The organism is Rudaea sp., from assembly GCF_047601565.1.
Taxonomy (GTDB): Bacteria; Pseudomonadota; Gammaproteobacteria; order Xanthomonadales; family Rhodanobacteraceae; genus Rudaea.
Genome location: NZ_JASGIY010000001.1, coordinates 634,825 through 652,989 on the forward strand (window position 1 = coordinate 634,825; position 18,165 = coordinate 652,989).

15 protein-coding genes and 1 pseudogene are annotated in these 18,165 nt (G+C 63.5%); 4 read left to right on the forward strand and 12 right to left on the reverse strand.

All coding sequences use genetic code 11. The annotated features are described in order from the left end of the window. Positions 1 to 142: 142 nt before the first annotated feature. From QM741_RS02705 to QM741_RS02725, 5 genes are all read right to left on the reverse strand, one after another. A complete protein-coding gene (locus QM741_RS02705) occupies positions 143 to 610 on the reverse strand; it encodes an SRPBCC family protein (protein WP_415206203.1) in 468 nt (155 codons plus the stop codon). Between the two features lie 10 nt (positions 611 to 620). Then, positions 621 to 983, reverse strand: coding sequence for an ArsR/SmtB family transcription factor (locus QM741_RS02710; RefSeq protein ID WP_415206204.1), 363 nt, complete (start codon positions 981 to 983; stop codon positions 621 to 623). A 166-nt stretch (positions 984 to 1,149) separates the two neighbouring features. After that, positions 1,150 to 1,440 carry a hypothetical protein gene (locus tag QM741_RS02715; RefSeq protein ID WP_415206205.1) on the reverse strand — a complete coding sequence of 97 codons (291 nt, stop codon included), beginning with the start codon at positions 1,438 to 1,440 and terminating at the stop codon, positions 1,150 to 1,152. Continuing rightward, positions 1,419 to 1,766 (reverse strand): hypothetical protein, encoded by a 348-nt coding sequence (locus QM741_RS02720; protein ID WP_415206206.1) that lies wholly within the window; start codon positions 1,764 to 1,766, stop codon positions 1,419 to 1,421. The genes QM741_RS02715 and QM741_RS02720 overlap by 22 nt, the downstream gene beginning before the upstream one ends. A 51-nt stretch (positions 1,767 to 1,817) precedes the next feature. Then, positions 1,818 to 4,019, reverse strand: coding sequence for a M28 family metallopeptidase (locus QM741_RS02725; protein WP_415206207.1), 2,202 nt, complete (start codon positions 4,017 to 4,019; stop codon positions 1,818 to 1,820). Between QM741_RS02725 and QM741_RS02730 the strand changes: the two genes are divergently transcribed. Beyond that, positions 4,018 to 4,302, forward strand: coding sequence for a hypothetical protein (locus tag QM741_RS02730; RefSeq protein WP_415206208.1), 285 nt, complete (start codon positions 4,018 to 4,020; stop codon positions 4,300 to 4,302). The two genes, QM741_RS02725 and QM741_RS02730, sit on opposite strands and share 2 nt — an antisense overlap. 84 nt (positions 4,303 to 4,386) lie before the next feature. Continuing rightward, positions 4,387 to 5,403 (forward strand): IS110 family transposase, encoded by a 1,017-nt coding sequence (locus tag QM741_RS02735; protein WP_415205730.1) that lies wholly within the window; start codon positions 4,387 to 4,389, stop codon positions 5,401 to 5,403. A 512-nt stretch (positions 5,404 to 5,915) separates the two neighbouring features. Here QM741_RS02735 and QM741_RS02740 read toward each other — a convergent pair. After that, positions 5,916 to 6,329 (reverse strand): annotated as a pseudogene (locus QM741_RS02740) (integrase core domain-containing protein); the annotation flags it as partial. Positions 6,330 to 6,370: 41 nt separating this feature from the next. On the opposite strand from QM741_RS02740, the gene QM741_RS02745 reads away from it, so the two are divergent. Further along, positions 6,371 to 6,697, forward strand: coding sequence for a type II toxin-antitoxin system RelE/ParE family toxin (locus QM741_RS02745; protein ID WP_415206209.1), 327 nt, complete (start codon positions 6,371 to 6,373; stop codon positions 6,695 to 6,697). A gap of 3 nt (positions 6,698 to 6,700) precedes the next feature. Next, entirely contained in the window at positions 6,701 to 7,003 is a 303-nt protein-coding gene (locus QM741_RS02750; protein WP_415206210.1) for a helix-turn-helix domain-containing protein, read from the forward strand. Here QM741_RS02750 and rhuM read toward each other — a convergent pair. The 6 genes from rhuM to QM741_RS02780 form a co-directional block, all read right to left on the reverse strand. Further along, entirely contained in the window at positions 6,956 to 8,593 is a 1,638-nt protein-coding gene (rhuM, locus tag QM741_RS02755; protein ID WP_415206211.1) for a RhuM family protein, read from the reverse strand. The genes QM741_RS02750 and rhuM overlap by 48 nt on opposite strands. A 425-nt stretch (positions 8,594 to 9,018) precedes the next feature. After that, positions 9,019 to 10,035, reverse strand: a complete 1,017-nt coding sequence (locus QM741_RS02760; RefSeq protein WP_415205730.1) for an IS110 family transposase — start codon at positions 10,033 to 10,035, stop codon at positions 9,019 to 9,021. A gap of 129 nt (positions 10,036 to 10,164) precedes the next feature. Then, positions 10,165 to 10,860, reverse strand: coding sequence for a hypothetical protein (locus tag QM741_RS02765; protein ID WP_415206212.1), 696 nt, complete (start codon positions 10,858 to 10,860; stop codon positions 10,165 to 10,167). A gap of 3 nt (positions 10,861 to 10,863) precedes the next feature. After that, positions 10,864 to 14,475 carry a methylmalonyl-CoA mutase family protein gene (locus QM741_RS02770; protein ID WP_415206213.1) on the reverse strand — a complete coding sequence of 1,204 codons (3,612 nt, stop codon included), beginning with the start codon at positions 14,473 to 14,475 and terminating at the stop codon, positions 10,864 to 10,866. Positions 14,476 to 14,512: 37 nt separating this feature from the next. Next, positions 14,513 to 16,504, reverse strand: a complete 1,992-nt coding sequence (locus tag QM741_RS02775; RefSeq protein ID WP_415206214.1) for an acetyl/propionyl/methylcrotonyl-CoA carboxylase subunit alpha — start codon at positions 16,502 to 16,504, stop codon at positions 14,513 to 14,515. A 7-nt stretch (positions 16,505 to 16,511) separates the two neighbouring features. Then, positions 16,512 to 18,119: a carboxyl transferase domain-containing protein gene (locus QM741_RS02780; RefSeq protein WP_415206215.1), complete on the reverse strand. Its 1,608-nt coding sequence runs from the start codon at positions 18,117 to 18,119 to the stop codon at positions 16,512 to 16,514. Positions 18,120 to 18,165: the final 46 nt, after the last annotated feature.

Consider the following 18,165-nt stretch of genomic DNA (forward strand, 5'->3'; position numbering starts at 1 on the left):
GCTGCTCTTGGGCGGTCTTTTTTCTGGCAATCATTGTGACAGATCGGCAAGTATCTGCACGTGTACTGCCTGGCTCATCGCTTCATCGCGTACACGACGAATTTCGTCTGTGACATGCCAGTCGAAGGGACGTTTGGTCAGGTCACCATCCGCCCGCGAGCAACTCATCCAGCTGCGCGAACTGTTCGGGCAGGGCTTCCGCCGAACCGGCGAGGGCTTCGTCGAGGGCCGCTTCCGTGGGATAGAGTTCGTGCAGGGTGACCAGCGTCTTGCCGGCATCTTCTTCGAACGTCACCGTGGTCACGGCGCCCTGATCGCTTTCTTCGTTCGTCCATACGATGCGTTTGTTCGGCGTTACTTCCCTGTACGTGCCGAAGAACGCCATCGGTTGATCGAAGGCCGGATGGCGGAACACGAGGCGATACGTGCCTCCGGTGCGAATATCCATGCCGCACGAGACCAGCGACATGCCCGCCGACTTCGGAATCCACCAACGCTTGAACAATTCGGGTTTGCTCCACGCTTCGAAGACGATGTGCGCCGGGGCATTGAACGTTCGCGTCACGACGAGTTCGCGGTCGGACTTGCGTTCTACGGCGGTGCGGTGCATGGCGGCGGGACTACTTTCTTTTCTTGTGGGCATTTGTCTTCTCCTTGCGTTTCAAGCGCTCGACAATTTTGTCCCGCGTATCGAAGCGCGCGCTCCAGAGTTGGTGGTGCCGCTCGATCCATGCGGCCTCTTCTTCCAGCCGGCGCAGTCCGAGCTTGCAGGTTCGTACGCGTCCGACCTTCTCCGTGGTCACGAGCCCCGCCTGCTCCAGGACGCCGACGTGCTTCTTCATGCCCGTGAGGCTCATGTGAAACCTTCGGGCAAGGTCGGTGATCGAGGCGTCTGAACTCCCGAGCTGCTCCAACACGCCGCGTCGGGTGACATCGGAGAGCGCGGCGAACGTTGTGTCGAGGTGAGTTTGATAGTGAACCATATGGCTCGCTGTAGAGCACGATGGCTCGCTGTAGAGCACGCATGGGCGATTTGCAAACGAATGGTCGGCACCTTAGAGCTGGCGCAAGTTCTGATTTGCCTCTTCGATTTGCACGGGCCGGTGTTCGATGCAATCCGCCAGTTCGAGTTCGGCGCTCTTGGCTATGTCATCGTCGGCCTGTTTCTGTCTGCCTGGGTTCGGCCATGTCGCCGAAGGTCATCTCGCGCGCGGGCAGTATGCGCAAAGCGCGGTCGCCGATGACGCTGACGTAGAGCTCGCGCCCTTCGATGCACTCTTCTGCGATCACATCGAACTCCATGCGCTCCTGGATCATCTTGATGCGCGCGAGAAAGCCGGCTTCGTCGTCGACGATCGACGCCTGCGAAACGCCGCGCGAGGCTTCCTCGGTCAGCGGTTTGACGATGCACGGCAGCTTCAGCCGTTTGGGCAGCCACACCTTGTGGCCGCGATAGAACGTGTGTAACCGCGGCGTGCGCACACAATGGAAGCGCAGGATCTTCTTACACGGCCCCTTGTCGTTGCACAGGAACACGGCGCTCGAACTCGCACCGGCAGCAGCGCGGCCTGGAACGGGATGTTGCGCGCATCGAGCTCGCGATAGAGCTGGGCGATGCGCGCCTGCAGCCACGTTCCCTCGATGCGCAGCGGCAGCTCGCACAGGCGCAACGCGAGCAGTTCGTCCTCGGGAATCGTCGCAAGGTCGATCGGCGGCTTCGCAACCGCATCGATCAGCACCTTCGCGACGTCCTTCGGCGTGGGCATGAAGTTGACCGGTCAGAACCAATCTTGGAATCGAATTCGTTCGTTTCGAGCCTAGCGATTCAACAACGACGTCAGCTTGTCGAGCTGCGCGCGATAGCCGTCCAGCACCTTCGCGGTGACCGCCGCATACTTGTCCGCAGCCTGCCAGTCGCGCGCTTCCAGCGCCTCGCGCACGCCCGGCACGGTTTTCACGCCGTAGCCGGTGAGCAGGCCCGGCGCGTAGATCATGTGCTTGAACCATTCGCGGCCCGACAGGCCGACCGGGTCGGTCAGCGACTGTTCCATACGGCCCATCAATTCGTCGATCTGCGCCGATTGGCCCGCACTCAGCTTGAAGCCGGCGGCGGCACGCGTTGCATAGGCGGCATCGAACGCCTGCGCGCTCGCATGCAGGTTCTTCGCCGCGGCGTCGAGCGGCGCGAAGTCGATCGCCGGCACGTCGGACAGGCGCTCCGGCGGCGCGACCGGGCGCGTCGGATCGGACACCAGCTCGTAAGCATGCGCGTCGAGCAGCGCATGCTGGGCGTCGGCCTTCTTGCGCTCGTCGTCGGCCAGCTTGTGCAGTTGCACGACGTAACGATCGAGCGTCGCACTGAAATCGCCGAAGCGCATCGGCAGCACGTCGGCGGCGGCCGTGCGCAGCACGACGCGGCCAGCGACCTGGGCCAACGCCACTTCGTACTTGAAGCCCGGATCGCCGAAACGGTCGAAATGCTCGAACGAGTCGTAGCGCGAGTGGTAAATGCCGCCGTTATCGTCCTCGCCGCCGAAGCCGAGGTTGATCGAGGCGATGCCGAGATGCTGCAGGAACGCGCTGTAGTCCGACCCGGAACCGAGCGCGCCGATCGGCAGGTCGCCGCCCTTGGCCGCGATTTGCGCGTTTTCCTTCGTTTCCGGCTTCGCGTCGGCATGCTCGGCCGCCACGCGCATCGCGGCGCGGCGGCGATCGAGCACGCTCACCCCTTTCTCCGGATCGGTCACGTCGGCGGCGGCGCGGTTGATCAGATGCTGCAGCGAATGGCTACCTTCGGCCTCGAGAAATCCGCGCGCACTGGTATCCGAATTGAGATACAGCACGGCGTTGCGCTGCAATTCCTTCGCATGCGTCTCCGCCCATTCGGTCGATCCGAGCAGGCCCGGCTCCTCGCCGTCCCAACTCGCGTAGACCAGCGTGCGCTTCGGCTTCCAGCCGGACTTGACCAATGCGCCGATCGCCTTGGCCTCGCCGAGCATCGCCACGGTGCCGGCCAGCGGATCCCACGCGCCGAATACCCAGCCGTCGTGATGATTGCCGCGCACGATCCAGCGGTCGGGCTCCTGCGAGCCCTTGATCGTCGCGATCACGTCGTAGACCGGCTTCCGGGTCCAGTCCGACTTCACGACCATGTGCACCTTGGCCGGACCCGCGCCGAGGTGGTAGGTGAACGGCAGCGCGCCGCGCCAACCGACCGGCGCCACCGGGCCGCCGAGCGCCTTGAGCAGCGGCGTCGCGTCCGCATACGAAATCGGCAACACCGGAATCTTCAGCAGCGTCTTCGCGTCCTTGACCGCGACGTGTTTCGCGCCGGGCACCGACCCGTACCCCGGCGTGGTCGGGTCGCCCGGATAGAGCTGCATCTTCGCCACCGATCCACGCTGCACGCCCTCGGGCGGACGCCAGCCACCCTTGGGATAAGTGTCGCCGACGAAGTAGCCGTCGTCGCGCGGATCGGAATAGATCAGGCAGCCGACCGCACCGTGCTCGTAGGCGAGTTCCGGTTTCAGCCCGCGCCAGCCGCCACCGTAGCGCACGATGGCGATCTTGCCCTTGACGTCGACACCCTGCCGCGCCAGTTCCTTGTAATCGTCCGGCATGCCGTGATTGACGTAGACCAGTTCCGCGGTAATGTCGCCGTCGGCGCCGTAGACGTTGTACGGCGGCAGCGCGCCGGACAAGGCCGAGCTCGCGTCGCCCTCGACCGGCGGCTCGTCCAGCGCGGCCTTGAACGCGGTCGGCGCGACCAGTTCGACCGACACCTGCGTCGGCGTCGGATACAGCACGTCGAAGGTCTCGATGCGCGCATCCCAACCCCATTGCTTGAAAAGCGACAACAGATAGTCGGCATTGGCCTTGTCGTGCGGCGACCCGACCTGGTTCGGTTCCGCCGCCAGACGCTTGAGCCAATCGCGCATTTCGCTCGCGCTCAACTGCGCATCGAAACGCTGTTCGAGCTGCCGCTGCGCCGCCGAACCCACGTCCGTGAATCCGAGCATGGCCGTCTCGCCCTCCCCTTGCGCCGCGGCGGAAGGCGAAGGTGCCCCCGCAACGCAAACCAACATCGACAATGCGACCGACAGCGGACGAAACGCAACCCGACTCATGACGATTCCCGGCTTCGTGGACGAAGCGCGATTGAGAACCTGGATGCTGCGCGCGTCAAGTGCCGCGGGTCGATGCGTGCCGCGCCTTGTTCAATTTGACCTGTCCGATATCGCGCAATACATTGGTCCGGGGCGGAAATCTGAAGTTGTCGTCAATCAGCAAAGTCCACTCTGAAGACTCATGTCGCCGCCGCCTGCGCGTGGCGGTATGTTCGGACTTGCGAAGTTCTGAACATCCACCCCGCGACAGGAGGCAGCCATGTCACTTTACGCAGCCATCGATCTGCATTCCAGCAATAGCGTGCTGGCCGTGATCGACGAAACCGATCGGCCCTTGCGGCAATGCCGCTTACCCAATGAATTGCCGGCAATCCTCAAAACGCTGGAGCCTTTTCGAGAGGAGATTGCCGGTCTGGTTGTCGAATCGACCTACAACTGGTATTGGCTCGTCGATGGCCTGAAGGATCATGGCTATCGTGTGCACTTGGCCAACACCGCGGCCGTGCCGCAGTACGACGGACTCAAGTACAGCGGTGACGAATCCGATGCCCGGCACTTGGCGCATCTGTTGCGTCTGGGGATTCTGCCCGAAGGGTATATCTACCCGCGCGATCAGCGTGCGATTCGCGACCTGCTGCGTCGCCGCTTCCAGTTGGTGCGCATGGCCGTCGGTCTGATGTTGTCGGTGCAATCGAGCTGGGCCAGACATACCGGACAGCGCATCTCGGCCAATGCGGTGCGCCAGCTCTCGGGCGAAGTCATCGAGCGGGCCTTGCCCGATCCGTCGGTGCGCTATGGCGTGCTGGCTCAGTTGCAGGTCTGGTTGCACGTGGAAGAGCAGATTCGGCAGGTGGAAAAGTGGGTCCTCGCCTCGCCCGTCCGCCATAGCGAACAGCGCGTATTGCGTTCGATACCGGGCGTCGGTTCGATTCTGTCCATGACGATCGCGCTGGAAACCGGAGACGTCGCGCGCTTCGCCGAGGTGGGCGACTATGCTTCGTATTGCCGCATGGTCAAGAGTGAGCGCATTTCCAACGGCAAGAAGAAAGGCCACGGCAACCGCAAGTGCGGCAATCGCTACCTGGCTTGGGCATGGATCGAAGCGGCGAACTTTGCCACGCGATTCAGCCCGCCCATCCAGCGCTGGTTCGATCGCAAGGCCAGTCGATGCCATAAGGTCGTCGCCCGCAAGGCCGTAGCGCACAAGCTCGCACGAGCCGGCTACTTCCTGATGCGCGACGGCGGCCGCTTCGACGTGCAGCGCGCGTTCGGATGATCCGATCATGCCGGCGGCGATCCGCTCGCAACGGGGTTGGCGTCCAGCCCGGACTCTGAATAGCGATCCTCGCCGGCGCCCGTGTTGGAGGAAACCGCCCATCGTCCGAGCCCTCTTGGGTTGATCCCCTTCGGGTGAGATCAGGCATCTGTGCGCCGCATCGCGGGCACCTGGACGGCACGATGGCAACCGACGAGTGTTTGGGAGCGCAGCTCAGGGGCGAGAAGCCTTGATCCAGAACGGTGACTGGGCGGAATCCTTCCGCATCCACCCGACAACACCAGGCAGCGGTTCATTCACGACACGGCATTACCGTTCCTCTTCCGCTCTTCCGAGCGGAGTGGATATCTTGTTGCCTATTGACGGAGGCGGCGAAATGGTGACACCGTTTTTGAGTGCGCGTACAAGCTGCAGGACTTCAAGCCGTCGTTGGCCGATGGCCAAGGACTCAACGTCCTTGACGATGAAGGCAGTGAACCGCCCCGGGAACATCGGAGGCTGTTTGGTGTGAGTCACGCCCCCATCGGCATCTCACGTTGTTGCTGTTGCTGATGATATATCGCTTCGGCTTCCGCCGGCGGTCGATGTCCGATCGAGGAGAGCAGCCGGTGATGATTGAACCAGTTCACCCACGTCAGCGTTGCCAGTTCCACCGTTTCGAGGTTCGGCCAGGAACGCCGATGGATGACCTCGGCTTTGTACAGTCCGTTGATCGTCTCGGCCAGCGCATTGTCGTAGGAGTCGCCCACGCTGCCCACCGACGGTTCGATGCCGGCCAGCGCCAGACGTTCGGTATAGCGGATCGATACGTACTGCACACCGCGGTCGGAGTGGTGGATCAAGGCCTGCTGAGCGGGTCGACGATCGTGCAGCGCCTGCTCCAGCGCGTCGAGCACGAAGTCCGTGCGCGCCGAGCGGCTGGGCCGCGTCTTATGGCTTCGTGCAAATCTATGCGTGGTCCTGCATAATGCCCATCATGAAAGGCGTGATCTGGCTCGGCAGCAGCAAGGCAGATTGGGATACGTTCCCGGCGTCCGCGCAGGATCAAGCCGGCTATCAATTGGACAAGGTGCAGCGCGGTGAGGAACCGTCGGACTGGAAGCCCATGTCTACCGTCGGCCCCGGTGTATGCGAACTACGCATCCGTGACGAGGCCGGCGCGTTCCGCGCGATCTACCTTGCGGCACGGCCAGAAGGCGTCTATGTACTGCACGCCTTCCAGAAGAAAACGCGGGCGACCAGCCTGCAAGATATCCGCACCGCGCAAGAACGCTTCAAGTCGATTTCGAGGTAAGTCATGAGCAAAGCCAAACTCGAACCCATCATCGGTCACGTCACGAAGGGCAGCGTGTTTCTCGATCCAGCCTTGTTTGAGCCAGCGCGCGGGGCGGAACTCCACATGCGCGCTGAACTCCTGCGTGGCCTCGAACGTTGGCTCAAGACCGCCGGCACGCAAGCGGCGGCGGCGAAAGTGCTCGGTGTAACGCAGGCGCGCGTTTCTGACATTAAACGCGGCAAGATCAACACATTCAGCCTCGACCTGCTCGTGCGTCTAGCCGCGCGCGCCGGCTTGAAGCCCACGCTGCGGCTGGCGGCCTGAACCGTCACACTGGACTTCCTTGCGCGTGCGTTTGCCCGCGCCCGGCAGCACCTTGCGGTCATTGAAGCGAAGAAACTCGTCCAATTTGGTTTTCCAATCGACCATGAACACCTGTTTGCGGCGCTCAGCCTGATCCTCGGCGAAGTCCAGCCACATCGTGACGATACGATTGAGTTCCCGGATTTCGTCTTCTTGCAAATAGTTCTTGGCAATGGTCACGTCGCCCTTTCGCACCGTCGCGCCAGTCCATGCGGTCAAGCCTGCGTTCGGCAGCCGATGATTGATGCGGCTGGCGATGATTTCCGGGGCGGTCAGGCCCGTAACGGCATAGTGGAGCTTGTTCTGCATGATCTGGAAGAAGCGAGTGGTTTCCGCCAGGGAGGGCCGATAGTCGGCCGCCAGCGTGAACACTTCGCGCACGCGCAGGTGACATGTTTGTGGCAGGTTCCAGAGCCTGCGGCCTTCGTTGAGCACGGCTGTGGCTTCCCGCGACAGATCAAGATCGGCGATGGTGTTGGACATGAAATCGGATTCGAAACGCCCGCAAGCGCCCACTTCCTGTTCCGTGTAGGGAATGAAGTGGTTGACCAGCGACCACGTGCGGTCGTTCCATTCCAGACCATTCGCGCCGGCAGACAAATTGGAGCCGTTGAACAGCATCCAGATCAGGCAATCGGATTTGAATTCGTCGCTCAATTCACGCGCAGGTTGCAAAAACTGATCGCGGTCGTTGAGCCAGGTCGGCTTGACCAAGCGGCGCACGCCGAACATCACGCCAACCTTCCACAGGTTCTCAGGTGTAATGAAATAACCGCCGGCATGTCCAATCGAATGCACGGATGAAAAGAGCGCGGTCATCTTGTTCGTCAGCGAATAGTCGATCTGGCCGAAATCGTCGATGTCGTCGTTCAGATAGTCGTACTGGAACTTGGTCGCCGCCACGCAGGTATGGCTGGCCCGCATCACGTCGATATCGGCCTGATCCAGCGTGCTCATGTAGATGTTGCGATGGTTGGAGTGTTTCACCTCCAGATTGCCGACACCGCAGCACATGTCCCACACGATGTAATTCTGTTGCCAGTTCTTGCCCAATGTGTTCGCGAGCAAGTCGTACGCCTTGTCCACGATGTGCAGCGGCGTGTAGAACGCTCCCTTGAAGCTGACCGCCGCGATGAATTCCTTCTCGTGGCTGTCGAGCTTGTAGACCACGAAATGCGTTTCGATGTAGGGCGCCATCTGCGCCGCCATCGCCTTGTCCACGGCGGAACCCGACTTCGGCCACTTGATCGATTTGTCGGCAAGGATGGGAAGCGCCTTCGCCGTTTCCATGAGCGCGGCTTTTTCGCGGTCGATGACTGCAAGGAACGGGGGAACGTGCTCGCCCTTCTTGCGGGCGTCGCGCACGTAGCAGAGCAACTGCGCGAACATCAGGATCGCAGGCGTCGACGTTTCCTTGGCTTCGAACCAGATTTCGTCGGTTCGGATGTCGATCAGGCCCTTGTTGTATTTCTTCAGCCCGAGCGCCTTGATGTAGGCGTCCTTGACGTCTTCTTCCGTCCTGGCGCTGGCCAGCGCTGCCATCAAGCTCATGTATGCGATGCCTTCGCCAATTGGGATTCCTCAGGAACGGTGTCACCATTTCGCCGCCTCCGTCAATAGGCAACAAGATATCCACTCCGCTCGGAAGAGCGGAAGAGGAACGGTAATGCCGTGTCGTGAATGAACCGCTGCCCGGTGTTGTCGGGTGGATGCGGAAGGATTCCGTCCAGTCACCGTTCTGGATCAAGGCTTCTCGCCCCTGAGCTGCGCTCCCAAACACTCGTCGGTTGCCATCGTGCCGTCCAGGTGCCCGCGATGCGGCGCACAGATGCCTGATCTCACCCGAAGGGGATCAACCCAAGAGGGCTCGGACGATGGGCGGTTTCCTCCAACACGGGCGCCGGCGAGGATCGCTATTCAGAGTCCGGGCTGGACGCCAACCCCGTTGCGAGCGGATCGCCGCCGGCATGATCGGATCATCCGAACGCGCGCTGCACGTCGAAGCGGCCGCCGTCGCGCATCAGGAAGTAGCCGGCTCGTGCGAGCTTGTGCGCTACGGCCTTGCGGGCGACGACCTTATGGCATCGACTGGCCTTGCGATCGAACCAGCGCTGGATGGGCGGGCTGAATCGCGTGGCAAAGTTCGCCGCTTCGATCCATGCCCAAGCCAGGTAGCGATTGCCGCACTTGCGGTTGCCGTGGCCTTTCTTCTTGCCGTTGGAAATGCGCTCACTCTTGACCATGCGGCAATACGAAGCATAGTCGCCCACCTCGGCGAAGCGCGCGACGTCTCCGGTTTCCAGCGCGATCGTCATGGACAGAATCGAACCGACGCCCGGTATCGAACGCAATACGCGCTGTTCGCTATGGCGGACGGGCGAGGCGAGGACCCACTTTTCCACCTGCCGAATCTGCTCTTCCACGTGCAACCAGACCTGCAACTGAGCCAGCACGCCATAGCGCACCGACGGATCGGGCAAGGCCCGCTCGATGACTTCGCCCGAGAGCTGGCGCACCGCATTGGCCGAGATGCGCTGTCCGGTATGTCTGGCCCAGCTCGATTGCACCGACAACATCAGACCGACGGCCATGCGCACCAACTGGAAGCGGCGACGCAGCAGGTCGCGAATCGCACGCTGATCGCGCGGGTAGATATACCCTTCGGGCAGAATCCCCAGACGCAACAGATGCGCCAAGTGCCGGGCATCGGATTCGTCACCGCTGTACTTGAGTCCGTCGTACTGCGGCACGGCCGCGGTGTTGGCCAAGTGCACACGATAGCCATGATCCTTCAGGCCATCGACGAGCCAATACCAGTTGTAGGTCGATTCGACAACCAGACCGGCAATCTCCTCTCGAAAAGGCTCCAGCGTTTTGAGGATTGCCGGCAATTCATTGGGTAAGCGGCATTGCCGCAAGGGCCGATCGGTTTCGTCGATCACGGCCAGCACGCTATTGCTGGAATGCAGATCGATGGCTGCGTAAAGTGACATGGCTGCCTCCTGTCGCGGGGGGGATGTTCAGAACTTCGCAAGTCCGAACATACCGCCACGCGCAGGCGGCGGCGACATGAGTCTTCAGAGTAGCCTTTTGCCGGGGCGCAGATTCAATTCACCGCTTGCTCATAACTCAAATTTCCCCGCCATTCGATGTTCGCGCGCAGGCCAACGCGGACACAGCGCTTCGACTGCCTCCATCAGCGCAATCCACGCCTCGAACGGATCGCGCGCGGGCGCCAACCGGTAAGGAACGCCTGCTTCGCGTACAAGTAACGCGTCCGGCGCGGAATCAGCCATCGATGTCCGTGATGATTTCATCAAGCAGCGTATCGCGATCGAACAGGCGGAAATACCGCGCACTTCGTCCATATTGAGCGAGCGGTGGTTGGCGCGCAACAAGGAGCGGATGTCTTCGATATCCTGGGCGCGCTTCGGGTTGTTGACGTAAGCCTGCAGCCTGAATCCGATCAAGCCTTCGGCAGATACAACGCGCAAGCGCCCGAGTGTGGTTTCTCTTTCCTCTGCACTGTGCAGCAGGTTGGTGGCGCTGGGTCGATGTGCAAAGAGGAAGTCCATTCCCTCGTCCCCACGCAGGTAGTTGGCCGCGTCCTCGCTCCGGTGCAAGCGGCGATAACCGAGGTCGAGCAGGATCGCGTCGAGCGCGTCGGCATCGGCTGCGTCGGCGAGAAAATCCACATCTTGCGTAGCGCGGACGACGTTATGCGCGGCGAGCGCCAAACCGCCAATCAACGCTGGAGGCGTCTTTAGGCGCGTAAATGCGGCCAAAGCTTCCTTGATTTGATCAACGAGGCGCGCCATGAATCACATATTCCGCCGATACTCCCCACCCACCTCATACAACGCATGGCTGATCTGGCCTAGCGAGTAGTACTTCACCGCCTCGATCAGCTGCGCGAACACATTCTTGCGGTCGCGCGCGGTCTGTTGCAACGCGCGCAGACCTTCGGGCATAAAACCGTTGCGGTTGCCGCGATAGGCTTCGATGTTGGCGATCTGCTGCCCCTTCTCTTCTTCCGTCGACCGAATCAGCTCGATCGTGGTGGTGATGTCGCCGCCGTGCTCCTTGGGCAGGAAGGTGTTGACGCCGATCAGCGGCAGGCTGCCGTCGTGTTTCTTGTGCTCGTAGTAGAGGCTTTCTTCCTGGATCTTGCCGCGCTGGTACATGGTGTCCATCGCGCCGAGCACGCCGCCGCGTTCGCTGATGGCCTCGAACTCCTTGTAGACGGCTTCTTCGACGATGTCGGTGAGCTTGTCGATGATGAAGCTGCCCTGCCACGGGTTCTCGCAGAAGTTGAGGCCGAGCTCGCGGTTGATGATGAGCTGGATGGCGACGGCGCGGCGCACGGATTCTTCGGTCGGCGTGGTGATCGCTTCGTCGTAGGCGTTGGTGTGCAGGCTGTTGCAGTTGTCGAACAGCGCGTAGAGCGCCTGCAAGGTGGTGCGGATGTCGTTGAACTGGATTTCCTGCGCGTGCAGCGAACGTCCGCTCGTCTGGATGTGGTACTTCATCATCTGGCTGCGCTCGTTGGCGCCGTAGCGCTCGCGCATGGCGCGCGCCCAGATGCGCCGCGCGACGCGGCCGATGACGCTGTATTCCGGGTCCATGCCGTTGGAGAAGAAGAACGACAGGTTCGGGGCGAAGTCGTCGATGCGCATGCCGCGCGCAAGGTAGTACTCGACGATGGTGAAGCCGTTCGACAGCGTGAACGCGAGCTGCGAGATCGGGTTCGCGCCGGCCTCGGCAATGTGGTAGCCCGAGATCGACACCGAGTAGAAGTTGCGTACCTTGTGGTCGACGAAATACTGCTGGATGTCGCCCATCATGCGCAGGGCGAATTCGGTCGAGAAGATGCAGGTGTTCTGCGCCTGGTCTTCCTTGAGGATGTCGGCCTGCACGGTGCCGCGCACTTGGCCAAGCGTTTCCGCCTTGATGCGTGCGTAGGTTTCGGTATCGACGAGTTGGTCGCCGGTGACGCCGAGCAGGCCCAGACCAAGGCCATTGTTTCCGGCCGGCAGGTCGCCGCCGTAGGTCGGGCGCGTCTTGCCTTGGTAGAGTTCGGCGATTCTCTTTTCTGCTTCGGCCCAGCGCGCGGCATCGGCCTTGAGGTATTTCTCGACCTGCTGGTCGATCGCGGTGTTCATGAACATCGCGAGGATGATCGGCGCGGGGCCGTTGATCGTCATCGACACCGAGGTGCTCGGCGCGGCCAGGTCGAAGCCGGAGTACAGCTTCTTCATGTCGTCGAGCGTGGGGATGTTGACGCCCGAGTTGCCGATCTTGCCGTAGATGTCGGGGCGCCGATGCGGGTCTTCGCCGTACAGCGTGACCGAGTCGAACGCGGTGGAGAGGCGCGTCGCCTTCTGCCCCTGCGAAAGATAGTGGAAGCGACGGTTGGTGCGCTCGGGCGTGCCCTCGCCCGCGAACATGCGCAGCGGGTCCTCAAAGGTGCGCCGGTACGGGTAGATGCCGCCCGTGTACGGATACGCGCCGGACAGGTTTTCCTTCATCAGGAAGGTGACGAGTTCGCCCCAGCTCTTGTAGGTCGGCGCGGCAACCTTCGGCACTTTCTGGTGCGAGAGCGATTCGACGTAGTTGTCGCCGTCGACCGGCTTGCCGCGCACGAGATAGGTGTAGTGCTCGTCGGTGATCGACTTCAGTCGCGCGGGCCATTCGCGCAGCAGGTTGATCGCGTCGCTGCTGAGCGCCTTGATCGCGTCGTTGTAGTGCTGGCGCAGCGGGACGAGCGCGTGGTCGCTCGGCTCCCCTTCTCCCACCGGGAGAAGCCGCGTCACTAAAGCGCCGGATGAGGGAAGAGCCTCGCCCGTTTGGTGTGGAATGGCATCTTGCGAGGCCCTTCCCTCATCCGCCCTTCGGGCACCTTCTCCCGGAGGGAGAAGGGAATCAGGAGCATAGAGATCGAGCGCCTTCGGCAGATGTGGGTCGCCGAGTTCCTTGAGCGCGGTCCACAACGCCTGTGCGCGGTCGGCGATTTCGGCTTGGCGTACGATCTGCATGTTGATGCCGCGGCCACCTTCGGCAATTTCGGCGAGGTAACGCACGCGCGCACCGGGAATCAGCACGGTCGCGCGCGGTTCTTTGAGCGAGGTGTCGAGTTGCGGAGCGAAGTCGCAATGCTTCGAGGCGATGCCCGGCAGCTTCTCGCGCAGCAGACGGCACAGGTTGACGAACATCCAGGTCACGCCCGGGTCGTTGAACTGGCTGGCGATGGTCGGGTAGACGGGCACGTCCTCGTCTTTCAACTGGAACGCGACGCGGTTGCGCTTCCACTGCTTGCGCACGTCGCGCAGCGCATCCTCGGCGCCGCGCTTGTCGTACTTGTTGAGCACGACGAGTTCGGCGAAGTCGAGCATGTCGATCTTCTCGAGCTGGCTCGCCGCGCCGTAGTCGCTGGTCATCACGTAGATCGGGAAATCGACGAGATCGACGATCTCCGAATCGGACTGGCCGATGCCCGCGGTCTCGACGATGACGAGGTCGTAGCCCTGCCCTTTGAGGAACGCGATGCTGTCCTTGAGCACGGCGCTGGTCGCGGCGTGCTGGCGGCGCGTGGCCATCGAGCGCATGAACACGCGCCTGGAGCGCAGCGAGTTCATGCGGATGCGGTCGCCGAGCAGCGCGCCGCCCGACCTGCGCCGCGTCGGATCGACCGCGAGCACGGCGATGCGCATCTGCGGGAACGCATGCAGGAAGCGCAGCACGAGCTCGTCCACCGCGCTCGACTTGCCGGCGCCACCGGTGCCGGTGATGCCGACGACGGGCGTCTTGCCGCCGGCGAGCTGCCACTCCTTGCGCAGGCGCGCGAGTTCGGCTTCGTCGTGGCGGCCTTCCTCGATCGCGGTCAGCGCGTGGCCGACGGCGATCTCATCGTCAATCGCGACCTTGGCCTTCACGGTTGCGTGCGCCTCGGCCTCGCCGCTCAGGCGCGCGTCTGCGGCCTTGCGCGCACGCGCGACCACGTCCTCGATCATGTGGACGAGGCCCAGGTGCATGCCGTCGTTCGGATGATAGATGCGCTCGACGCCGTAGGCCTGCAGCTCGGCGATTTCCTCGGGCGTGATCGTGCCGCCGCCGCCGCCGAACACCTTGATGTGCGACGCGCCGCGTTCCTTGAGCATGTCGACCATGTACTTGAAGTACTCGACGTGGCCGCCCTGGTAGCTCGACAGCGCGATCGCGTCGGCATCTTCCTGCAGCGCCGCGCGCACCACGTCCTCGACGCTGCGGTTGTGGCCGAGATGGATGACTTCCGCGCCCTGCGCCTGGATCAGGCGGCGCATGATGTTGATCGCCGCGTCGTGGCCGTCGAACAGGCTCGCCGCGGTGACGAAGCGCAAGGGCGCGCGATCGGGCGAAGAAACGGTGTCCCGGATGGAGGTTGCTGCGGTGTTCATGACGAGATGCCTTTACGACTTCACACGCCGTATCTTCTCAACGCGCGGCCTCGAACTCGACCAACGGCGCCTTCTCGGCCACGAGATCGCCGACCCGGCACAACAGCTTCGCCACCGTGCCGTTCGACGGCGCGCTGATGGTGTATTCCATCTTCATCGCCTCCATCACCAGGAGCGGCGCGCCCTTGTCGACCTTGGCGCCATCGGCCACCGCCACGGCGATGATGCGGCCGGGCATCGGCGCAACGAGGCCGCCGTGGGCTTCGCCGTCGCCGCCGGCATGCGCCAGACGGTCGACCGGAGCGAGCACGGCGTTGCCGGTTGCGGTGAACACGTGCAGCGCGCCCGATTCGTCCGCGACGACGTCGGCGTCGAACTGCCGCCCGTCAAGCCGGCAACGCAAGGCATCGCGACCGCGGCGGATCGCGGCCGCGACGCCGTCGATCCGGTACGTGCCGTCCGCATCGTAGACGACTTCCACGCCGTGCGTCGCACCGTCCGGCGCGAGGAATTCGATCCGGCGGGTGGCAGCCCCGTTGATGCGCCAGCCATCCGGCCTGCCCCAGGGGCTGTGCGGATCCGCCGAACCCGCCGTCGACGCGACGGCAGCCTGCGCCTGCGCGTGCAGCGTCCACAACGCGGCGGCCGGCACGGCGTCGGGCGGCAGCGCATCGACCGCGACGAGCGCATCCAGCTCGCGCCCGATCAGGCCAGTGTCGAAACCGCCGGCGCGGAATTCGGCGTGGTCGATCAGCCTGGACAAGAATCCGAGGTTGTTGCCGACGCCGACGATGCGGAATTCGTGCAGCGCGCGCAGCATGCGTTCGACCGCCTCGTCGCGATCGTCGCCGTGGACGATCAGCTTGGCGATCATCGGGTCGTAGTACGGACTGATCGCGTCGCCTTGTTCGACCCCGCTGTCGATGCGTACCTGCGCTGTCGGCCTGGGCATGTGCAGGTAGCGCAGCGTGCCGATCGACGGCAGAAAGCCCTTTTCCGGCTGCTCGGCATAGATGCGCACTTCGATCGCATGGCCGCGCAGCGGAATCCCGCTCTGGGGCAACTGCAACGGTTCGCCCGCGGCGACGCGCAACTGCCATTCGACCAGGTCCTGCCCGGTGATCATCTCGGTGACCGGATGCTCGACTTGCAGGCGCGTGTTCATCTCCATGAAATAGAACGTTCCATCGTGGTCGACGATGAATTCCACCGTGCCGGCGCCGACATAGCCGACCGCCTTCGTGGCGTCCACCGCGGCCTTGCCGATGGCATGGCGGAAGTCGTCGCCGATGCCCGGCGCGGGCGCTTCCTCGACGACTTTCTGGTGGCGGCGCTGCGCGGAACAATCGCGTTCGTGCAAGTGCACGACGTTGCCGTGCGCATCGCCGAACACCTGCACTTCGATGTGGCGGGGGCGCTGCAGGTATTTCTCGATCAGGACGCGGTCGTCGCCGAAGCTCGCTTTGGCCTCGCGCTGGCACGAGGCGAGTGCCGCCTCGAATCCCGCTCCGCTGTCGACCACGCGCATGCCCTTGCCGCCGCCGCCGGCCGATGCCTTGATCAGCACCGGGTAACCGATGCGATCGGCTTCTGCGCGCAGGCGCGCCGACGTCTGTTCCTCGCCGTGATAGCCGGGCACCAGCGGCACGCCGGCGTTTCCCATCAAGGCCTTCGCCGCGGACTTGGAACCCATCGCGCGGATCGCGGCCACCGGCGGTCCGATGAAGACGATACCGGCCGCGGCGCAGGCTTCGGCGAATCCTTCGTTCTCGGACAGGAAGCCGTACCCGGGATGGATCGCCTGCGCACCGGCGGCCTTCGCCGCGGCGACGACCTTGTCGGCGCGAAGATAGCTTTCGGCGGATGCGGCCGGGCCGATGCACACCGCTTCGTCGGCCAGCCGTACGTGGCGCGCATCGACGTCCGCTTCGGAATACACCGCGACCGTGGCCACGCCGAGACGGCGGCAGGTGGCGATGATGCGGCAGGCGATTTCGCCGCGGTTCGCGATCAGGATCTTGTCGAACATGTCTTCCTCACATGCGGAATACCCCGAACCGCGTCGGCTCGATCGGCGCGTTGAGCGCCGCCGACAGGCCCAGCCCCAACAGCCGCCGCGTCTGCGCGGGATCGACGATGCCGTCGTCCCATAGCCGCGCCGTGGCGTAGTACGGATCGGACTGCCGTTCGAACTGCGCGCGCGTCGGCGCCTTGAACGTATCTTCTTCCTCGGCGCTCCACGCCTCGCCCTGCGCCTCCAGCGCATCGCGGCGCACCGTGGCGAGCACGCTCGCCGCCTGCTCGCCGCCCATCACCGAAATGCGCGAGTTCGGCCAGCTCCACAGGAAACGCGGCGAATACGCACGCCCGCACATGCCGTAGTTGCCCGCGCCATAAGAGCCGCCGATCAGCACGGTGAATTTCGGCACCGCCGTCGTCGCCACGGCCGTGACCAGCTTGGCTCCGTCCTTGGCGATGCCGCCGTTCTCGTACTTGCGGCCGACCATGAAGCCGGTGATGTTCTGCAGAAACAGCAGGGGGATGCCGCGCTGGCTGCACAGTTCGACGAAGTGCGCGCCCTTGAGCGCGCTTTCGGAAAACAGGATGCCGTTGTTGGCGACGATGCCGACCGGATAACCGTGGATGTGGGCGAATCCGGTCACCAGCGTATTGCCGTAGCGCGACTTGAACTCGTCCAGCCGCGAGCCGTCGACGATGCGTGCGATCACCTCGCGCACGTCGTAGGGCCGGCGCGTGTCGGACGGAATCACGCCGTACAGTTCGCGCGGGTCGTAGCGCGGTTCCTCGGGCGATTGCAGGGCGACGTTCGCCGCGCTGCGCGGGCCGAGGTTGGAGACGATGCGTCGCACCAGCGACAACGCATGATGATCGTTCTCGGCCAGATGATCGGCCACGCCCGAAATGCGCGTGTGCACGTCGGCGCCGCCGAGGTCCTCGGCGCTCACCACTTCGCCGGTGGCCGCCTTCACCAGCGGCGGGCCGCCGAGGAAAATCGTGCCCTGCTCCTTCACGATCACCGTCTCGTCGCTCATCGCCGGCACGTAGGCGCCGCCGGCGGTGCAACTGCCCATCACGCAGGCGATCTGCGCGATGCCTCGCGCGGAAAGATTGGCCTGGTTGAAAAAAATGCGCCCGAAGTGCTCCTTGTCCGCAAACACCTGGTCCTGCATCGGCAGGAAGGCGCCGCCGGAATCGACCAGATAGACGCACGGCAGGCGATTCTGCAACGCGATCTCCTGCGCGCGCAGATGCTTCTTCACGGTGATCGGATAGTACGTGCCGCCTTTCACCGTCGCGTCGTTAGCGACGATCACGCATTCGCGTCCCTGCACGCGGCCGATGCCGGCGACCACGCCCGCGCACGGCACCTGGTCGTCGTACATGCCGAACGCCGCGAGCGGCGAAAATTCGAGGAACGGCGCGCCCGGATCGATCAGCGTATCGATGCGCTCGCGCGCCAGCAGCTTGCCGCGCGAGGTGTGCCTGACCCGAGCCGCCTCGCTGCCGCCCAGCGCGACCTGTGTCGTGCGTTCGCGCAACGTCTCGACCTGAGCTTGCAGCGCATCGCGATTGGCCTGGAATTCAGGTGAATCGACGCGCAGCTTCGAGGCGATCACGCTCATGGATTTGTCCGGTGTGCCGATTCGACCCCGCGCATCATGCCGCTTC